Genomic DNA, 17553 nt, shown 5'->3' on the forward strand with positions numbered 1-17553 from the left:
ATCGTCCTGTGCCTGAGCGGGGACACACGAGCGAAGCGGGCGTGGTCGTCGACACCTCTCGTACGCCGCTGCTCAAGCTCGACAATATCTCCAAGATATTCGGCGGTGTGAAAGCGCTGCAGGCTATCAGGTTCGACGTGCTGCCCGGCGAGGTGCTGTGCCTCGCCGGCGAAAACGGCTGCGGCAAGAGCACGCTGATCAAGGTGATCAGCGGGGTCTATCAGCCGGAGCCTGGTGCCGTCATGCTGATGGACGGTCAGTCGATCGAGGGGTTGGATCCGGCGAAGGCGCGGGAGCTGGGCATCCAGGTGATCTGGCAGGATCTCGCGTTGTTTCCCGAGATGACGGTCGCAGAGAACATTGCTTTCGAACAGAACCTCGGGCCGCGTCCGCGCCTCGTCAACTATCGCCAGATGAAAGTGGCGGCGCGCCGCATCCTCGAGCGGCTCGGCGTTTCAATCGATCTGGGCCGTTCGGTGCGTTCGTTGTCGATCGCTCAGCGCCAGATCGTCGCCATCGCCCGGGCGCTCGTTGCCGACGCGCGCCTCGTTTTCATGGACGAGCCGACGGCCTCGCTCAGTCATGCCGAAACCGAGGCACTCCTTACGATCGTGCGCCGTCTCTCGGCCGACGGCATTGCCGTGGTATTCGTCAGTCACCGGCTTGCCGAAGTGCTCAACGTCTGTACGCGCGTGACGGTGTTGCGCGACGGCCAGTACGTCGGCACTTTTCCCACGGCCGGCATGACGCAAACCCGCCTCACGGAACTGATGACGGGCCGCACCTTCGACTATGCCGTGCGCACGACGGACCTGTCCGCCGCACCCGCTGTACTGCAGGTAGATAGCCTGACCCGCCGGGGTGAATATGACGCAGTTTCGTTCTCCGTCAGGAAAGGCGAGATCCTCGGCGTCACGGGTCGCCTTGGCGCGGGGCGAACGGAACTCGCGTTGTCGTTGTTCGGCATGACGCGTCCGGACGCCGGCTCGATCGGCCTCGACGGCAAGAAATTATCGCTGGGCTCGAACCGCGACGCGATACGGGCGGGTATAGCCTATGTTTCCGAAGATCGCCTTCAGCTCGGCCTCGTGCAGCCGCAATCGATCGGCGACAACACCGTGGCCGCGGTGCTCGACAATCTTCTCGACGCCACGCGTCTGATCAGTCTCAGGAAGCGCGACGGCCTGATCAAGGACTGGATCCAGCAACTGGCGGTCAAGATCGGCAAGCCCGAGGATGCGGTCTCCACGCTGTCCGGCGGCAACCAGCAACGCATCGTGCTCGCCAAGTGGCTCGCCACGAACCCGAAGCTGCTGATTCTCGATTCACCCACGGTAGGCGTGGACGTCGGCGCCCGAGCCGGCATCTTCGCCATCATCCATAAGCTGGCTGCCCAGGGCATGGCCATCCTGCTGATCTCCGACGAGATCCCGGAGGTCTACTTCAACGCCGACCGTATCCTGCATATGCGCAATGGCCGCATGGTGAAGGAATACGTGCCGGGTGCCACATCCATCGACCAAATCGAGCGAGACGTCCATGCCTGATCTGCGCAAACTCGGAATCGGTTCGATCGAGGCGCTGCTGATCCTCGTCATCGCCGTCATGGTGATCGGCCTTGGCGCGACGACCTCGACTTTCCTGACCTTGCCCAATCTGTTCGACCTCCTAAACCAGAGTTCGGTCAACATCATCTTTGCCGTCGGACTGCTAGTTGTACTTATCGCTGGCGGCATCGACATCTCGTTTGCGGTGGGCGCTTCCGTGGTGCAGTACCTGACCGCCTTGACGGTCATGCATCTGGGCGGAGGCAACTGGGCGCTAGGCGTCCTCGCATCGGCCGCGTTCGGGTTTCTGCTGGGCGCCATCAATGCCACGTTCATCTACCGGTTCCGCATCGTCTCCATCGTGGTGACCATCGCGACCTTTAACGTGTTCTTTGGCGGCCTGATGTTTTTGACCGGAGGCGTATCCCTCTACGATCTGCCGGACTGGTGGATGAACCGCATTTCACTGATCGCGCTGAAGACATCAAGCGGCGTTGCCGACCTCGGGCTGCCTGTCGCCGTCATGTTCTGCACGGTCGTGGCCACCTGGTTCCTGCTGCGGCGCACGACCACCGGCAGGCAGCTCTACGCCATGGGAGACAACCCGGAAGCGGCGCGGCGCGTCGGCATCAATATCGGCGCCATGCACTACATCGCCTTTGGCTGGCTTGGGATGATGGCCGGGATCGCGGGGCTGATGCAGGCGCACTACGTTCAGGAGGTGGTGCCCAACGCGCTGTATGGCCGCGAACTGGACGTGCTCGCCGCCGTGGTGCTCGGCGGCGCACGACTGGGCGGCGGACGCGGCACGATCCTCGGTGCGATCCTTGGCATTCTGCTCACCGCCATCACCGCGAACGGACTCAACCTGCTAGGGGTCTCTCCGTACGCGTTCAAGATGATCATCGGCGCCGTCATTCTGATCGCGATTACCTTGTCGAGCGGCGGCTTCGCCAAACTCGTCGGATCGCGCTTCGCGTCGCAACGCGTCAAGGCCTTCTCATGAAAACCTCTTCGTCGCAACGTTCCGCTGTAGCGTTCGTGCCTGCTGACGTCGTCGGTCTGCTCGGCTTTCTGGCTGTCGTGATTCTGGCAATGAGCCTTGCGTCCAGCCGCTTTTTTTCTGCGGATACGTTTGTCTCCGTGGCCTTTCAGCTGCCGGAACTGGGGCTGTTCACGCTGGCGATGTTGATGCCGCTGATCTCCGGCGGCTTCAATCTCGCCGTAACCTTCACCGCCAATATTTCCGGACTGGCCATGGCCTGGGTGCTGCACGCCTATGGCGGGGCGGATGCCGGCGCTGGCGTCATCGTGCTGGGCATTGTCGCGGCACTCGCCACAGGTGCCGCGTCCGGATGGGTGATGGGCGCCATTATCGCGCGCACCGGCGCAAGCCCGATCCTCGTCTCCCTCTCGATGATGATCTTCCTGCGCGGCCTCGGCGAATTCCTGACCCACGGCGGCGATATCTCCGGCTTCCCGCCCGCCGTGCTGGTAATGGGCAATGGCCTGCTGCTTGGCGTGCCGGTGCCGCTATGGATCTTCGCCGGCTGCGCGGCCGTCTGGCACGTCGTCATGACGCGCTCGCGACTTGGCTTTGCCACACGCATGATCGGCTCGAATCTCGAGGCGACGCGCTACTCGGGCATTGCCACCACGCGCGCGGTCACGCGGATTTACATGCTGTCGGGTCTCATGTGCGGCGTTGCCGGCATCGTCATGCTGGCCAGTTTCAACTCGGTGCGCGTCGGTCATGGCGAGGCTTTCCTGCTGATTTCCGTACTCGCCTGCTTCCTCGGCCGCGTCGACCCGTTCGGCGGCTTCGGGCGTGTCGTGCCGGTGGTGATTGCGCTGGTCATCCTGCAGGTGATTGCCTCTGGCCTCAATCTGCTCGGTGCGAACCAACATCTCGCCACCGCCTTATGGGGTGTGTTTTTGCTTGCCGTGATGCTGCTCCGTTGGGCGTGGGCAAACGGCTTTTTTCAGTCCTTGGTCCGCAGACGCGCGACCGCATCGGGAGGAGTTGCACAATGAATACGCTTGGTGTTCACGCATTGGTATGGGCTGGCGATCTGACGCCGGAGTCGACGCGCAAGGTAATCAGCCAGACCAGGGCCGCAGGCTTCGATCTCGTTGAACTGTCGTTACATGGGCCAAAGGTAATGGACCTGGCGCTCACTCGCGACCTGTTGCAGGAGCACGGGCTGCAAATCGGCTGTTCGCGTGGCCTGACCTTCGACGCGGACGTCTCCAGCGACGATCCGGCCACGGTTGCGCGTGGCGTGGCGCTGCTGGAAGAAGGCATCACCATTACCGCCGAGCTCGGGGGCAACTACTTCGGCGGCATCCTGTACGGCGCGATGGCCAAGTATTCAGCGCCCGTCACCGTGCAGGGACGCAGGAACGCGGTCGACTCGCTCAAGCGGATTGCAGACTTCGCCTTGAAGAAAAACGTGACCCTCGGGCTTGAAGTGGTGAATCGTTACGAGAGCAACCTGCTTAACACGGCATCGCAGGCGCTCAGAATACTGGACGATGTCGATGCGCCCAATGTGGTTGTGCACCTCGACACCTATCACATGAACATCGAGGAATCGGACTTCATGCAGCCGGTACTGGAGTGCGGAAAAAGGCTCGGTTACGTCCATATCGGCGAGAGCAATCGCGGTTATCTGGGTTCTGGAACCATCGACTTCGTGCAGTTTTTCCACGCACTCGCCATGATCGACTATAAGGGTGTGGTCACGTTCGAGAGTTTCTCTTCCGCGGTCGTGAACGAACAGTTGTCCAACGCACTGGCAATCTGGCGAAACATGTGGGACGACGGCATGGATCTGGCAACACACGCAAGGAGTTTCATTGCCGGCGGGATCAATGCTGCGGCCAAAGCGAAGGCGCATCACTGAGAGTGCCGTGCTGTTCTGTTGCAAAGAGGAGCGGCAGATACAATTAGGATGCCGTATGGATTGGTGCCGTCATGCGGTTTCCCGTTGTCATATTGCATGGCATGCGGTATTTTGGGCCCGTTGACAGTATCTACCTGCCCGAATAACTCTGGATTGTATCGATGATCGAAGACCCCTTTCTCGCCCGGCTGGAACAGCTTGTCGCCGATGGTCAGCGCCGTATCCTCGGCCTGGTGGGCGCGCCCGGAGCCGGCAAATCAACGCTGGCGGAGCAGATCCTTGAAGCGCTGCCTGGCCGGGCCGTGGTTGTGCCGATGGATGGTTTTCACCTTGCGAACGTCGAACTCGAACGGCTCGGGCGCGCGTCCCGCAAGGGCGCCGAAGATACCTTCGACAGTGCGGGTTACGTCGCGCTGCTGAGCCGTCTGCGGGCACCGCGCCATGGCGAGACGGTCTATGCGCCGGCTTTTCGGCGGGAGATCGAAGAGCCCATCGCCGGGGCCATTCCTGTCAGCCCCGACGTGCCACTCGTTGTCACCGAGGGAAACTATCTGCTACTGGAGCGCGGGCACTGGAAGGCGGTTCGCCCACTTCTCGACGAGGCCTGGTATGTCGAAGTCGATCCGGAGTTGCGCAGGCAGCGGCTTGTCGATCGCCACATCAGGTTTGGTCGCGATGAAGACGCTGCTCGAAAGTGGGTCCAGCAGACCGACGAGCCCAATGCAGTATTGATCGATTCGACGCGAGATCGTGCCGACCTGGTGTTTCGGTGGCCGTCGTAGAAGGCCGGCGGAATCCGACTGCTAGCTAACCTGGAAAGACGGGACGATGGATTCAATGGAACGTTGGACGTTGAAATGGGCCCATGGCGAAGCGACTGCGCAGTCGCTTGGCGGAATGCTTGCTCCTGTGCGATTCGAACTGGGCGGGGGCCGCAGCGTTTCGCCGCTGTACGTGGCTCCATGGGGTGACGACGCTCGCTGGCCAGGTCTCCTGCGCGCGTTGCGCGGCGAATGGCCGTGCCTGCCGTTTGGAACGGTTGCGGCACCACCCGGTCTGCCTCCAGGCTTCGAGACACGGAACGCCACTGATACGTGGAACCATGGATACGGCGCGAATCACATGTGGCGCCTTGTCGAGAAGACTGCAGACAGGCTCACGCTGCGGATTGATTACCCATCCGAGGAAGCAATCGAAAGCCTCGAGCGCACCATTGAAGTTGACCCTGAAGCGCCGGCGCTTATCGTCTCACTGACTGTCCACGCGCGTAGAGACGTCGTCTTGCCGTTCGCTCTCCACCCTACATTCGCCGTACCGGACGAGGGAGTCGAGGTGCTCGCATGTCCGTATCAAATGGTTCACAGCTACCCGGTCTCACCGGAGTCGGGCATTTCGCGGAGCTTGCCGAACCATGCCTTCGCTTCTCTGAAAGAGATCGCGACAGCAACCGGCCCTATGGACGTGACGCGATTGCCACTGCTGGGCAAGACTGAGGAGTTGTTACAGATCGCAGGGTGTCGGCCGCCGTTTGTCTTGCGATATTCCACTCAGCAGGCCGATGTCCTGCTCGACTGGAATCCCGAGGAACTTCCGGACGCGTTGCTCTGGATTAGCAATGGCGGACGTGCGTACGAACCATGGTCCGGACGAAACTTTGCATTGGGCGTTGAGCCGGCCCAAAGCTTTTTCGACCTTGGCCGTGTAGTGATGCCTCCGGCCGACCATCCGCTGGCGGGCCGAACGGGTCTCGCGTTCCGCGCCGGTGTGTCGCGCACGGTCAGCTACCGGCTGTCAGCGCGTTCGGTGTGAAAGCGCTCCGCGCATGCGGTCACTATCCCTTGAAGGGTAGTGTGCTGGAGAAGGTGTCTATTGCCTTCACGCGCTGACAAATTAAGCAAAAGTTGATCAAAAATAAACCAAAAGTTGAACGTCAGATCGGGCACGCGGATCGGTGCAGCAGACGCTGAATAAATCAAAAGCCCGCAACTATTTGCAGAAATAAAGCAAAAGCTGAAATTGTTTGATTTTTTATGTAATGCATTGATTTTAAATGTTATTTCTTGTCAATGAATTGCGGGGTGAAGCATATGTTGAGCGTTTCATGGTCGTCACGTGCCTACGGTAACCGCCCAACAGATTATTAATCAAAATGTGGTGTACCCAAGAGGGTCCACAGAGCGGGTTGGATATTTCCGTAAGAGGCTGAAGGTAGGGAGCGGAGCGAGTCTCAAGCGCGGTCCGAGATTGGATAGAAACTTCTAAGGGAAAGCTCTCGAATCGCTTTTTCTTTGATGCAGATATTGGAGCACAACAAAGTCTGCAGCAAACGCTTCTGGATATTTCAGATACAGCAGAGCCTACTGCACGTCTCAAAACTGTGTTGCCATGCAGCATTAGCAGGAGTAATCGGTTCGCGAGCAGTCAGTTGGGGCGTATTTCGATCGCTGTAGTGCCTCTTGCGCATACCTTAAATTGGGGGGGCGAGACAAATTTACCGACAGCACCACCGCCCCGCTTAGCAGTCCCTCAAGTCGGCGTGTCACCGATAGCAGATTCGTCATAAGAAAGGGCGTCCGACTCCTGCGCTGACTCGAACTAGTTTGCGGCGGCCCCAGTACCCGTGCGCCGTCTTCCCGCGGCGCCCGAATTCCCTCCGAGTTAGGCCTCGTCTTCGTGCAGAGATTTTGCGCAGGCGAATCAGTTTCTCGGTCAAGTAGAAATCCCCGCGCCTGAAAGCTAGTTTTCTTGCCGTTATGCCCTGTCGGTTGGACATCTGTTCGACGCTCGACGCCAGCTTCGCAGAAATTGCCGAGGAGCACTATTCGACACAACGCCATAAGATACGGACCTTGTTGAGCACTTTGGCGACGGATGTTCCGTTCGATCTAGATGCTTGTGTTGGTGTCGTTCCGGCTCCGCTTACGTCCGTCGATGGTGGCGATGAGGAGGCGCGCCGTGTCGTCACCAGATATCAGTTGCGTGATTCCGACCTTTAACGATCGCGTCCATAACCATGAGCCGTAAGCTCGGTGCTAGGACAGGAAGGCGCGTTGGTAGAAGCGATCCTTGTGCATGATGGCAGACGAACCATAAGCGGCTCGGGAACCCGTCTTGACGGGTTGCGCTAATCGACGATCACAGTGGCATCGAACTGATGCATATGTTCGGCAAAGGACAGATGAAACATGCTCGAGCTTATCATCCGCCCGTCGCCGATCGATTCTACGAACTCGCAACGTAAGCAATACTTTGCATATCGATTCGACTCTACTCATCGAGTCTTACTGCGACAAATCCCGTTGATGAGACGTGTCTGAAGATCCGTGGCCGGCGCCTTCTCGGGAAGGCTCTTGCGCACGGCGGCCACCATTTCCGATGTAACGGCAGGTGCCGTGTTCCCCCAGCTACTACGCACAAACGTCAACACATCCGCCAGATCCTGATCGCTTAGCCGATCAGCGAAGCCAGGCATCGCATAGTGCGTCGGCGCGGATGCCGTCCAAGGCATCTGGGCCCCGGACAACACGATACGAATCAGCGACGACGGATCTTTCGTGTTGACCGTGGTGCTCAACGCCAGTCGCGGGAAAGTCCCATTCCAACCGTTGCCAGTAGTCCGGTGGCAGGCTGCGCAATTATTCAGGAACTGGATCGCGCCGTTACTGCTGGCGCTCCCGTCGTGGAACATCTTCTCCGTGGCGCTATCGTACGTGAGCGACGTCTGGTCCGGATGCGCCGGTCCCAACGTTTTCAGATACGTGGCGATCGACATGAGATCGCTGTCCATCATGAATTGGGTACTGTCCTGTACGACCTCGGCCATGCCGCCAAAGGCAGCGGAGTGCTCGTTACGGCCACTCTTCAGGAACGCGACAATATCCCCCTCGCTCCAATTGCCGAGGCCGTCCTTCACGTCTCCGCGCAGATTCTCTGCGAGATAACCGTCGATCACCGTACCTGACAGGAACGTCGATCCATCGTCGCTCAGCGATGCTTCCTGCATCGTCACCTTACGGGGCGTGTGACACGCGGAGCAATGCGCCAGACCTTCCACCAGATACCGGCCACGGAGCACCGGATCAGTAGCGCTTACAGGTGTGTCGTCAGTTACCACGTCTGGTGCATACAGCTTACGCCAGACCGACAGCGGCCATCGCATTGACATCGGCCACATGATGTCCGTGGTCTTGTTCGCCTGCGAGACCGGTTGCACGCCGTGCATAAAGTACGCATAGAGCGCCTTGATGTTTGATGGCTTGACCTTCGCATACGACGGATAAGGCATCGCCGGATACAGTGTCTCGCCATTCTTCGCTATCCCGTGGCGAACCGCTCGATCAAAGTCGTCAAGGGTGTAACTGCCAATCCCGGTGTCTTTGTCGGGCGTGATGTTCGACGACCAGATCGTGCCGATCGATATGCTCATCGGCAGGCCACCAGCGAACGGCTTTCCATCCTTCGCGGTATGGCAGGCGACACAGTCACCGATTTGCGCGAGGTAGGCCCCCTGCCTTATCAATTGGGTCATATCCGCGCTAGTTGCATCCTGCGCGCGCACAGTCGTGGATAATGCCGCTAGTCCAAGCGCGAGCGATGACATGACAACCGACGCCAGCGCCGGCAGCACGCGCTTCGTATATTTAGTCATCGTGCGTGCCTAAGCCTGCACCAGCGGGCCGGGGTTCTTCAGGTACTGTTCGCGGATCGCTTTCACGGAACGGTAAGCGATTGCCGTTACCAGCCCTGTCGGGTTGTACCCCATGTTCTGCGGAAACAGACAGGCGCCCATCACGAAAACGTTCGACACACCCCAGGTTTGGCCATACGTGTTGACCACGCTGTCCTTCGGATTGGTACCCATGATGGCGCCGCCAGTCAGGTGTGTGCTTTGATACTCGCGCACATCGAAATGCTTTCCCTTCTTGCGGATGCCACGAACTACCCTGTCACCGCCCATCACATTGGCCAGCTTTTCCATCTGGTCGCCCATGAAACCCAGCATGTCATACTCGTTGTCATGCCAATCGAACGTCATGCGCAGCAATGGCTTACCGAACTTGTCGCGATAGGTCGGATCCAGATCGAGATAAGCGTCCTTGTAAGACATGACCGAGCCAGCGATCGCGATATTCATATACCGCTGATATGCATCCTGGACACCCTCTTTCCAACCCGAGCCCCATGACGGCGTCCCCGGTACCGTCGGGGCCTGGCCGATCGGTCGGCCGCCCGAGCTCAAACTTCGAATGCTCGCCCCCCCTATGAAGCCGAGCGGCCCGTGGTCGAACTGGTCGCCATTGAAGTCGTCCAAGCCGACAGCGCCTGCGCCCGCGGCCGCGAAGCGGTTAAAATGTGTGCCCTTGGGCATCAGGATGCCAATGCTTCCGTTCATCTGGTAGGCGAAGTTTTTGCCGACCACACCTTCACCCGTCAACGGGTTATACGGCTTACCAATGCCGGACAACAGCAGCAGACGCACGTTGTGCATCTGAAAGGCTGTCAGGATGACCATGTCCGCCGGTTGCTCGACCTCACGCCCCTGCCGGTCGACATATGTCACCCCGGTTGCCTTCGTGCCCGTGGAGTCCATATTGACCTTGATCACCTGCGATTCGGTCCGAAGCTCGAAGTTCTCACGCTTGAGCAGAACCGGCATGATCGTCGTCTGTGGCGATGCCTTCGAATACATGTAGCAGCCATAGCCATCGCAGAAACCACAAAAGTTACACGGTCCGATGCGCACACCATAGGGGTTCGTGTATGGCGCGGACGCATTCGCTGCCGGTGCCGAGTACGGATGCAGACCCACTTCCCGTGCGGCTTTTTCAAACAACATGCCGCTATATTGCTTTTGCAGCGGCGCTGTCGGGAATTCGTTGGTTCGTGGACCCTCCAGCGGATTACCTTCTTCGGCGCCAGTTAGCTTGCCATTGATATTGCCGGCCCTACCCGAAACAGCCATGACTTTTTCCGAAAAGTCATAGAACGGCTCGAGATCCTTGTAAGTCACGCCATGATCTTGCAGCAACATATTGTCGGGAATGAATTTCTTGCCATAGCGCTCGGTATAGCGCGTGCGCATCTCGAGTTCTTCCGGCAGGTTGCGGTACATCATGCCGTTCCAGTGAAAGCCGGCACCGCCGACACCATTTCCCAGCAGAAATGCGCCATGCTGACGATACGGCACCGCTGTCCTCGTCATATCGTGACGAATGGTCACCGTTTCGTCGGCAAGGTGCTGCAATAGCTCGCCGCGTGTGGAGTACTTCAGTTCGTCCGCGACCTTCGGATATTCCGCGTCCGTCGGTGTATCGCGGAACTCCCCGCGCTCGAGCGCCAGCACGTTAAGGCCGGCCGCCGTCAACTCGATTCCCATGATTGCCCCGGTCCATCCAAAGCCGATCAGGACGACGTCTACCTTGTCTTTTTGGATTGCCATGTTATCCCCGCATTCCCGAGATCGAGACCGGGCCGTACGGATAGTTCACGTTTGGCTTGTCGATCCAGTCTATGAAATCCGCACGGGCACCCGGGAATCCGATCATTTTCCAACCGCCCATGTTCTTGTTGCCACCGTAAATCGGATCGGCCAGATAAGCTTCCTTGGTGTTTGCCAACAGATATGAAAAGAAGGTCCTGGAGGGAAGAGATTCGAATTGCGGCGTGCCGGCGTCGAGTGCTTTCAGGACTTCGACTTGAAGACCCTTCGACAAATCGACAAACACCTTGTCATGATGCTTCACGCAGTACGTGTTGGTCTCGGCAACACCGTGGCGATAAATCTGGCGCGGGTTCAGGTTCATCTGGTAGCCCATGTCAGGGCTTTCATCCGGATGAAACGGTCCCTGCATATACCAGAGCTTGCCGTGCCCGTAAGGCGTTTCCATCTGGCGGTCAATGAAGACCGGTACGTCACACTCAAGCGCGCCGGCACCAAATTTATCCGATGGAATGAGGTGATCGACAGCCGCTTCAATGAACGTGTATTCCTCTTTCGTGAAATAGGTTGGTTCGTAGAGTCCGAGACTGGTAGCGCCCAGTTCATTGGCACTCCCCGTCTGTGGGGGTTTGGAACAGGCCGTTTGTGTTAGTGCGACGCCTGTGGCCAGGCCGGATGCCGGTACGATTGCGAACATCTGTCGCAAGAATCGTCTGCGCGGTTCTTTTTCTTGAGACATTATGATTCTCCGAAGAGATTGAGCATGTGATCGAGGGGGGCGCAATGAGGTGTTCTGGTAATCTGGTTAAGAGTTGCCAACAAAACTGATCAACCAACCTTGAGCAGACGACAGCACAAGCCAGATTGAGCAACGCGACATGAGTATCGAGAGCCCGTTCGAAACGGATGCACAGTTTGCCGAAACCGGCAAACCAGGCATGTGTGCGTTCGACCACCCAGCGATGACGGCCGAGCCTTTCGCTGCTCTCGATACCACGACGCGCAATGCGTGCCGTGATGCCTCGTTGTTGCAGTGATTCCCGGCAGAGCGCATAGTCGTATCCCTTGTCAGCATGGACCTTGTCCGGCCGCCGCCGTGGTCGCTCAGGCACGCCCGACACGGGCGGTATTGCATCGAGTACAGCTTCGAACACCGTCGAGTCGTGCCGGTTGGCGCCTGTGACCACCGGGGCCAGCGGGATACCCTGGGCGTCTACTGCAATATGCCGCTTGCTGCCTAGCTTGCTCCGGTCGGTCGTGTTTGGCCCGGTCGGCTCGCCCTATAAATGCTCACACGACTCCAGTCAATCGCGTCATATCCACGCAGGCGTACAAGGAACGCCCGATGCGAGTCTGCCCACACGCCGTTGTCCTGCCATTCACGCGGTCGACGCCAACACGTCATGCCACTGCCGAAACGCATCTCCGCTAGTGGCAAGTGGTGGCTCCATAGTTTGATCAGTTTTGAATCACGAGACGCGCGAAATGGATCATTGCCCAACGATCAAACGCGCCCGTATCCACGGTCGGATAACCTTGTCGAAGATAGCTTTATGCGTCCAACTGCCAGAGTCTCCCATGTGTCGGCCTTCTGGGTTGACCCATGCGTCCTTTGGCGTCCCGGTCTGCAGTAGCTCGATTAGATCGGTGAACGGCGTTTGGCTGTCCTGTACACCACCGATCAGAAGCATAGGTGACGTCGGCTGTCCCAGGAGTCCGGCTGCCTTCAGCGACATCGACGGCATATAGTTCAAGAGCGCTTCTACCGAGGGTTGCCCAAGAACATATAAGCGTGATGCAACGAAATCAAACAGGTATTCCTTCGTGTGCAGAGAGTTATCTTGCCATGCACGCTGAAAATAACTGTCCACCGGACCACTCTGATACACCGCACCTTTTAGACGATTCGCCTCAACAAATGCGAGCCGCGCGGACCAATAACTGCCCCAACTCGTGCCGCGTACGACGATGCGGCTACCGTCGACGTCGGTTCGCGTGAGTAGATAGTCGATCAGACGTGAATAGACCCTCTCGGCTCCCGGGCGGGCCATAGGTGCATCGCCAGTGCCGGGCATGTCGACTGCGACGTCGGCAATGCCGTCCTGCAGGAATCCGCGCCCCTGGTCAGCGACGGAGTCCTTCCATTCATCCATGCCGCCGAGGTCAAGGACAATCGGTGGCTTTGTGACACCGGGCGGTTTTTGCAGATAGGCAACGATCTGCTTGCCTTCGAATGGAATGCTGATCGTTTCGATCGGTGGATTGAGAAGCCGCCCATAGTTGGCGAAAGCTTCCTGTGCTTTTGCATACGACTGCGCTTTGCCTGGCGAATTAGGGGAGGGCCAACGACCGAACGAATAGTTGAGCCATGCTGCCCGATAGTCATCACGTGCGGCGCCAGAGTCTGTCGGTTCCTCCGATTTTGCACGCAGTTCGTATTGATCGCCAATCGCCATCCAGGCCGAAGCCCATTCGTCGCGATCGAGGGAGTGGATATGCGAGAGCGCTTCGCGAACATCATCTGGCTTGAGTCCAGTCAAAGGATAGGCACCTCGATCCGCACGCGCCTGCGTTTCGGCGGCAAGCTCAGGCCAGGAACGCGTTTGCCATTTGTCCTGTGACTCTTGAGCCACGGCGTTATGCGACAGTGCTAGAGCGGTCAACACCACGATTAATGTGCCGCCTCCATGTACGCGACGATGTTTTCTGTTGCTATCGTTCCGCAAAGTCTGCCGCGTCTTCGAAGAAAAAGTGTGATCGACAGGGTGGCGCATGATTCCCTCTTTGGTCGTCAAGAAAGTAGATCTAGTTGTATTTGATGCTTGCTCAAAAAATGTGTATCCACCTATCACTTGCCGCTCGTACTGGCTCTCACCTTCGCAACATCCTGTGCTTTGATTTCTGGAGCGCGGTTATTCCAGCCGCTTCGTACAAAACTCAACACGTCGGCGATATCCTGGTTCGTGAGGCCTAGCCTGAACCTGGGCATGGGATAGGCCGCGGGCACGCCGCCGACTACAAGATTCGCGGCGCCATTGATCGTCACGTTAATAAGCGACAATGGATTAGTGCCCAACACATCCGGGTTTCCTGCCAGGGGAGCGATGAAGGGTGCACGTCCTCGGCCATCAACCCCGTGGCAGTTGGCACAATAGGTCAAGTAGACGTGTGCGCCGTTCGGTAACGGCGTTCCTGCGACCAAGGTGGAGGTTATCTGACCGTCGTATCGATACGGCTCTCTCTCGTTGACGTCACCCGCGTGTGACGGAACCAACGAACGGAGATACCGTGCTATCGCGACTTGGTCTTCGTCGGACAAATACTGAGTACTATTGTTGACGACATCCGTCATTGGACCATACGCGGAAGCATGAACGTTCGCTCCAGTTTTCAGAAACATGTGCAGATCATTTTCCGTCCATCTACCGAGTCCCGCATTGTTATCACCGGTCAGATTCGATGCAAACCATCCGTCGAGAGATGCGCCGGAAAGGAAAGTCTGACTCTTCTCGTCGAGCGCTAGTTCTTGCATCGCCATGCCTCGCGGCGTATGACAAGCGCCGCAATGCGCGAGGCCCTGAACAAGATAAGCACCCCGGTTCCAGATGGGGTCTTTGTTCGGCTTTGCCCGATAGACCGTATCGTCAAGAAAAAGGAGGTTCCACAGCTTGAGTGGCCAGCGCATATCAAGCGGCCAAGGAATATCCGATTGTCGATTGCGCTGTTTTATGGGTTTCACACCCTTCATAAAATAGGCATACAGCGCGTCCACATCCTCATCGCTGATCTTGGAAAAGGATGGATACGGCATTGCCGGATACAAGTTATGATCTCTAGCGACTCCGTGTCGTAACGCACGCTCGAAATCGTCCCGCGTGTATCGGCCGATTCCCGTGTCGGGGTCGGGCGTGATATTGGTCGTGTAGATCGTGCCGACGGGCATTTGCATGGGCAGCCCGCCGACAAAATCCGCACCGCCTCGAACCGTGTGGCATGCTGCGCAATCGCCGATTTTTGCCAGATAGCCGCCCCGAGCGACCAAACGATCCGCAGGCGTAGCCGCCCGGCTTGGTAGACTTGCCGTTAGCACCATCGCCAGGATTGACGCAAGCGCGAACCATCTACGTATGCGCGTCGGGTTGCTTGAGATTGCAGTCTTCATCGATGAATTTCGCTTCGAAAGGAAGCCAGGAGAGCAGCGTCTACACCAGCTTTTGGCCGGCAAGCGGCAACAGTCGAATACGCTTACCGGTTGCGGCGAAAATCGCATTAACGACGGCAGGTGCGACGGGTGGCGTACCCGGCTCGCCAACACCTCCCCAGCGATCAATGTACTTGTTGCCACTTGGGATGAGATAGGTTTCGACCACGGGCATCTCGCTGATCCGAAGCGCCGGATAGTCGTGGAAGTTAGACTGCTGTACCTCGCCATTTTTGATCGTTACCTGACCCCAAAGCACAGCACTAAGCGCATATGCGACGGCGCCCTGTAGTTGCTTTTTGACGATGCTTGGGTTCACGACATATCCGCAATCAAGCGCACATACGACGCGATGTACTTTCACCCGTCCTTCGTCATCGATCGATAGGTCGACGACGTGAGCGCAGACTGAGTCGTAGCATTCGACGAGTGCCATTCCCTGGTATGTGCCGGCTTTAGTGTGCCCCCACTGAGCGCGAGTCGCTACCTCATCCACAACGGCAAGCGAGCGCGGGCTATGCGCGAGTAACTCACGCCGGAAAGCGTAGGGATCCTGGCCACTTGCATGCGCCATCTCATCAACGAAGGACTCTCTAAAAAATCCGTTCTGACTATGATTGACACCTCGCCAAAAGCCCACTGGGATCGGCAACTGCCGCATTGCGTAGCCGACTTCAAAATTGGGGATGTGGTAGCTCATGTCACCCGGTAGAAATGCCCCCATCATGTCGAAGTCCTGTCCATGCCTCAGCCGAGAGGGCATAAGGTTGGCCAGAATAGACGTACACGACAGCCGCACTTTCCATGCGAGAAGTTTTCCATTCCTGTCGAATCCTGCTACATGTCGGGCAATGGACATGGGGCGGTAGTAGTCATGCCTGACATCTTCTTCCCGGGTCCATAGCATTTTCACCGGTTTACCTACAGCCCTGGCAATCAAGACTGCCTGTTGAGCCCAATCTTGAGATACTCCGCGGCGCCCGAATCCGCCGCCAAGATGGCATTTGTGAATCTTGACGCGGGACGGATCAATCTTGAGTGTGTGTGCTACGACTTGCAGCGTCCCATCGCCATTCTGGGTAGGCGCCCAAACTTCGGCGAATTCGGGAGTTACGTGAGCAGTGCAGGTTTGGGGCTCCATCGTGGTGTGTGCGAGATATGGAACCTCATAATCGGCGTGTATTACATTGGTAGCATTTGCGAGGACCTCGTCCACGTTGCCGATCCTTTGGGCAACTGCAGGATGCGGATCGTCAAGACCCTTCAGGAAAATCTCACGGATGGATTCGTTGGATAGCGCCGCAGCAGGGCCAGCGTCCCATCGGACCAACAACGTATCAAGCGCATGGTGGGCCTGCCACCACGAGTCGGCGACTATGGCGACGGCTGTATCCCCAACCGGCACCACATGACGTACGCCAGGCATGACCAACGTCTTTGACGCGTCGAAATCTTTGAGTCGTCCGCCGAGAGTTGGGCATGCCGTAACCGTTGCGTAAAGCATGTCGGGAAGACGCACGTCGGTCGCGAAGATCGGTTTCGCCAATACTTTGTCTTCGAGGTCCAGCCGTTTCACCGGTGTCCCGATCAGTCGCCATAGGTTCGGGTCTTTTAGCGTCACTTCTTGTGGAACAGGACGCCGCGCTGCGTTTTCCGCGAGTTCCCCGTAGGTCAATGAACGCCCACTAGCAGCGTGAGTTACGACACTGTCGCGTGCCGTGCACTCCAACGCGCTGACTTTCCAACGCGCCGCGGCTTCGTCCACTAACATATGACGCGCCTGAGCACCCGCCTTACGCAGATAGAGGTGAGACATACGGATGGACGCGCTTGATGCAGTCATCATGTCGCCCCATGCGTGACCATGCGCAAGGTTTGCTTCGGGCAACACATATTCGGCCGTCACATGACTCCAGTCACAGTCGAGTTCTTCAGCTACCAGCATCGGTAACGCCGTGAAATTCCCTTGACCCATCTCCGATCGCGCAACACGAATCGTCGTGGTCTCGCCGTCTATCACAACCCAGATCCCTACCTCTGAGCCAGGGGCATTTGTGAGCAATGGCGATTGCACCACCCCTGTACTCTCCGCGAGCGAAGGCAAGCCTGTAAGGACAAGACCGCCAACCGCAGCACTGATTCCAAAGATAAAGCCCCGCCGCGAAATACCTTCGCCCTTGTTGTTCATATCGGTCCCTTTGCCGGCTTCCCTCATGTCGCTGCACAACTTCGCCACTCTGCCCGGCCGCCATTCGAACTCCATCAAGTTCCCCCGCGCAATGTACGAATCATATATCAAATTTTGTTTTATTGAAAAATATATATTATTGGCCTAAGATTGCTGTAAACGCGACGCGCGCGGTAGCTCTGATGTTCCGCTGGTCACGAGAGAAGGACTCCGCCCACAAGGAGCTTTGCGCCCTGCCGTTCTGGTCCGATTGGCTCGCAACACCGTTCAGT

Annotated in this window: 12 protein-coding genes and 1 pseudogene; 6 read left to right on the forward strand and 7 right to left on the reverse strand. The window is 57.9% G+C overall.

The window, feature by feature from the left end:
* The first annotated feature begins 8 nt into the window (after positions 1-8).
* The 6 genes from BUS06_RS27110 (at position 9) to BUS06_RS27135 (ending at position 6262) form a co-directional block, all read left to right on the forward strand.
* The gene (locus tag BUS06_RS27110) at positions 9-1547 is read left to right on the forward strand and encodes a sugar ABC transporter ATP-binding protein (protein WP_254368977.1); all 1539 of its coding nucleotides are present in this window, start codon (positions 9-11) and stop codon (positions 1545-1547) included.
* Complete coding sequence (locus BUS06_RS27115; RefSeq protein ID WP_074267472.1) at positions 1540-2553, forward strand: ABC transporter permease; 1014 nt, start codon at positions 1540-1542, stop codon at positions 2551-2553. The genes BUS06_RS27110 and BUS06_RS27115 overlap by 8 nt, the downstream gene beginning before the upstream one ends.
* Positions 2550-3581, forward strand: coding sequence for an ABC transporter permease (locus BUS06_RS27120; RefSeq protein ID WP_074267473.1), 1032 nt, complete (start codon positions 2550-2552; stop codon positions 3579-3581). Before BUS06_RS27115 ends, BUS06_RS27120 begins: the two co-directional genes overlap by 4 nt.
* Entirely contained in the window at positions 3578-4453 is an 876-nt protein-coding gene (locus tag BUS06_RS27125) for a sugar phosphate isomerase/epimerase family protein (protein WP_074267474.1), read from the forward strand. The genes BUS06_RS27120 and BUS06_RS27125 overlap by 4 nt, the downstream gene beginning before the upstream one ends.
* A 161-nt stretch (positions 4454-4614) precedes the next feature.
* Positions 4615-5235: a nucleoside/nucleotide kinase family protein gene (locus tag BUS06_RS27130; RefSeq protein WP_074267475.1), complete on the forward strand. Its 621-nt coding sequence runs from the start codon at positions 4615-4617 to the stop codon at positions 5233-5235.
* A 340-nt stretch (positions 5236-5575) separates the two neighbouring features.
* The gene (locus tag BUS06_RS27135) at positions 5576-6262 is read left to right on the forward strand and encodes an aldose epimerase family protein (protein ID WP_143787661.1); all 687 of its coding nucleotides are present in this window, start codon (positions 5576-5578) and stop codon (positions 6260-6262) included.
* 1462 nt (positions 6263-7724) lie between these two features.
* Here the strand turns inward: BUS06_RS27135 and BUS06_RS27145 are convergent.
* The 7 genes and pseudogenes from BUS06_RS27145 to BUS06_RS27175 form a co-directional block, all read right to left on the reverse strand.
* Entirely contained in the window at positions 7725-9101 is a 1377-nt protein-coding gene (locus BUS06_RS27145; RefSeq protein ID WP_074267478.1) for a cytochrome c, read from the reverse strand.
* Positions 9102-9110: 9 nt separating this feature from the next.
* On the reverse strand, positions 9111-10892 hold the full coding sequence (locus BUS06_RS27150) for a GMC family oxidoreductase (RefSeq protein ID WP_074267479.1): 1782 nt from the start codon (positions 10890-10892) through the stop codon (positions 9111-9113).
* Between the two features lies 1 nt (position 10893).
* Positions 10894-11631: a gluconate 2-dehydrogenase subunit 3 family protein gene (locus BUS06_RS27155; RefSeq protein WP_074267480.1), complete on the reverse strand. Its 738-nt coding sequence runs from the start codon at positions 11629-11631 to the stop codon at positions 10894-10896.
* Positions 11632-11710: 79 nt separating this feature from the next.
* A pseudogene (locus BUS06_RS27160) lies at positions 11711-12318 on the reverse strand (IS5 family transposase); the annotation flags it as partial.
* A 64-nt stretch (positions 12319-12382) separates the two neighbouring features.
* Entirely contained in the window at positions 12383-13666 is a 1284-nt protein-coding gene (locus tag BUS06_RS27165) for an alpha/beta hydrolase (RefSeq protein WP_083611620.1), read from the reverse strand.
* Between the two features lie 74 nt (positions 13667-13740).
* Positions 13741-15054, reverse strand: coding sequence for a c-type cytochrome (locus tag BUS06_RS27170; RefSeq protein WP_074267482.1), 1314 nt, complete (start codon positions 15052-15054; stop codon positions 13741-13743).
* 40 nt (positions 15055-15094) lie between these two features.
* Positions 15095-17356: a xanthine dehydrogenase family protein molybdopterin-binding subunit gene (locus tag BUS06_RS27175; protein ID WP_083611621.1), complete on the reverse strand. Its 2262-nt coding sequence runs from the start codon at positions 17354-17356 to the stop codon at positions 15095-15097.
* Positions 17357-17553 lie beyond the last annotated feature (197 nt).

This window comes from Paraburkholderia phenazinium, from assembly GCF_900141745.1.
Lineage (GTDB): Bacteria > Pseudomonadota > Gammaproteobacteria > Burkholderiales > Burkholderiaceae > Paraburkholderia > Paraburkholderia phenazinium_B.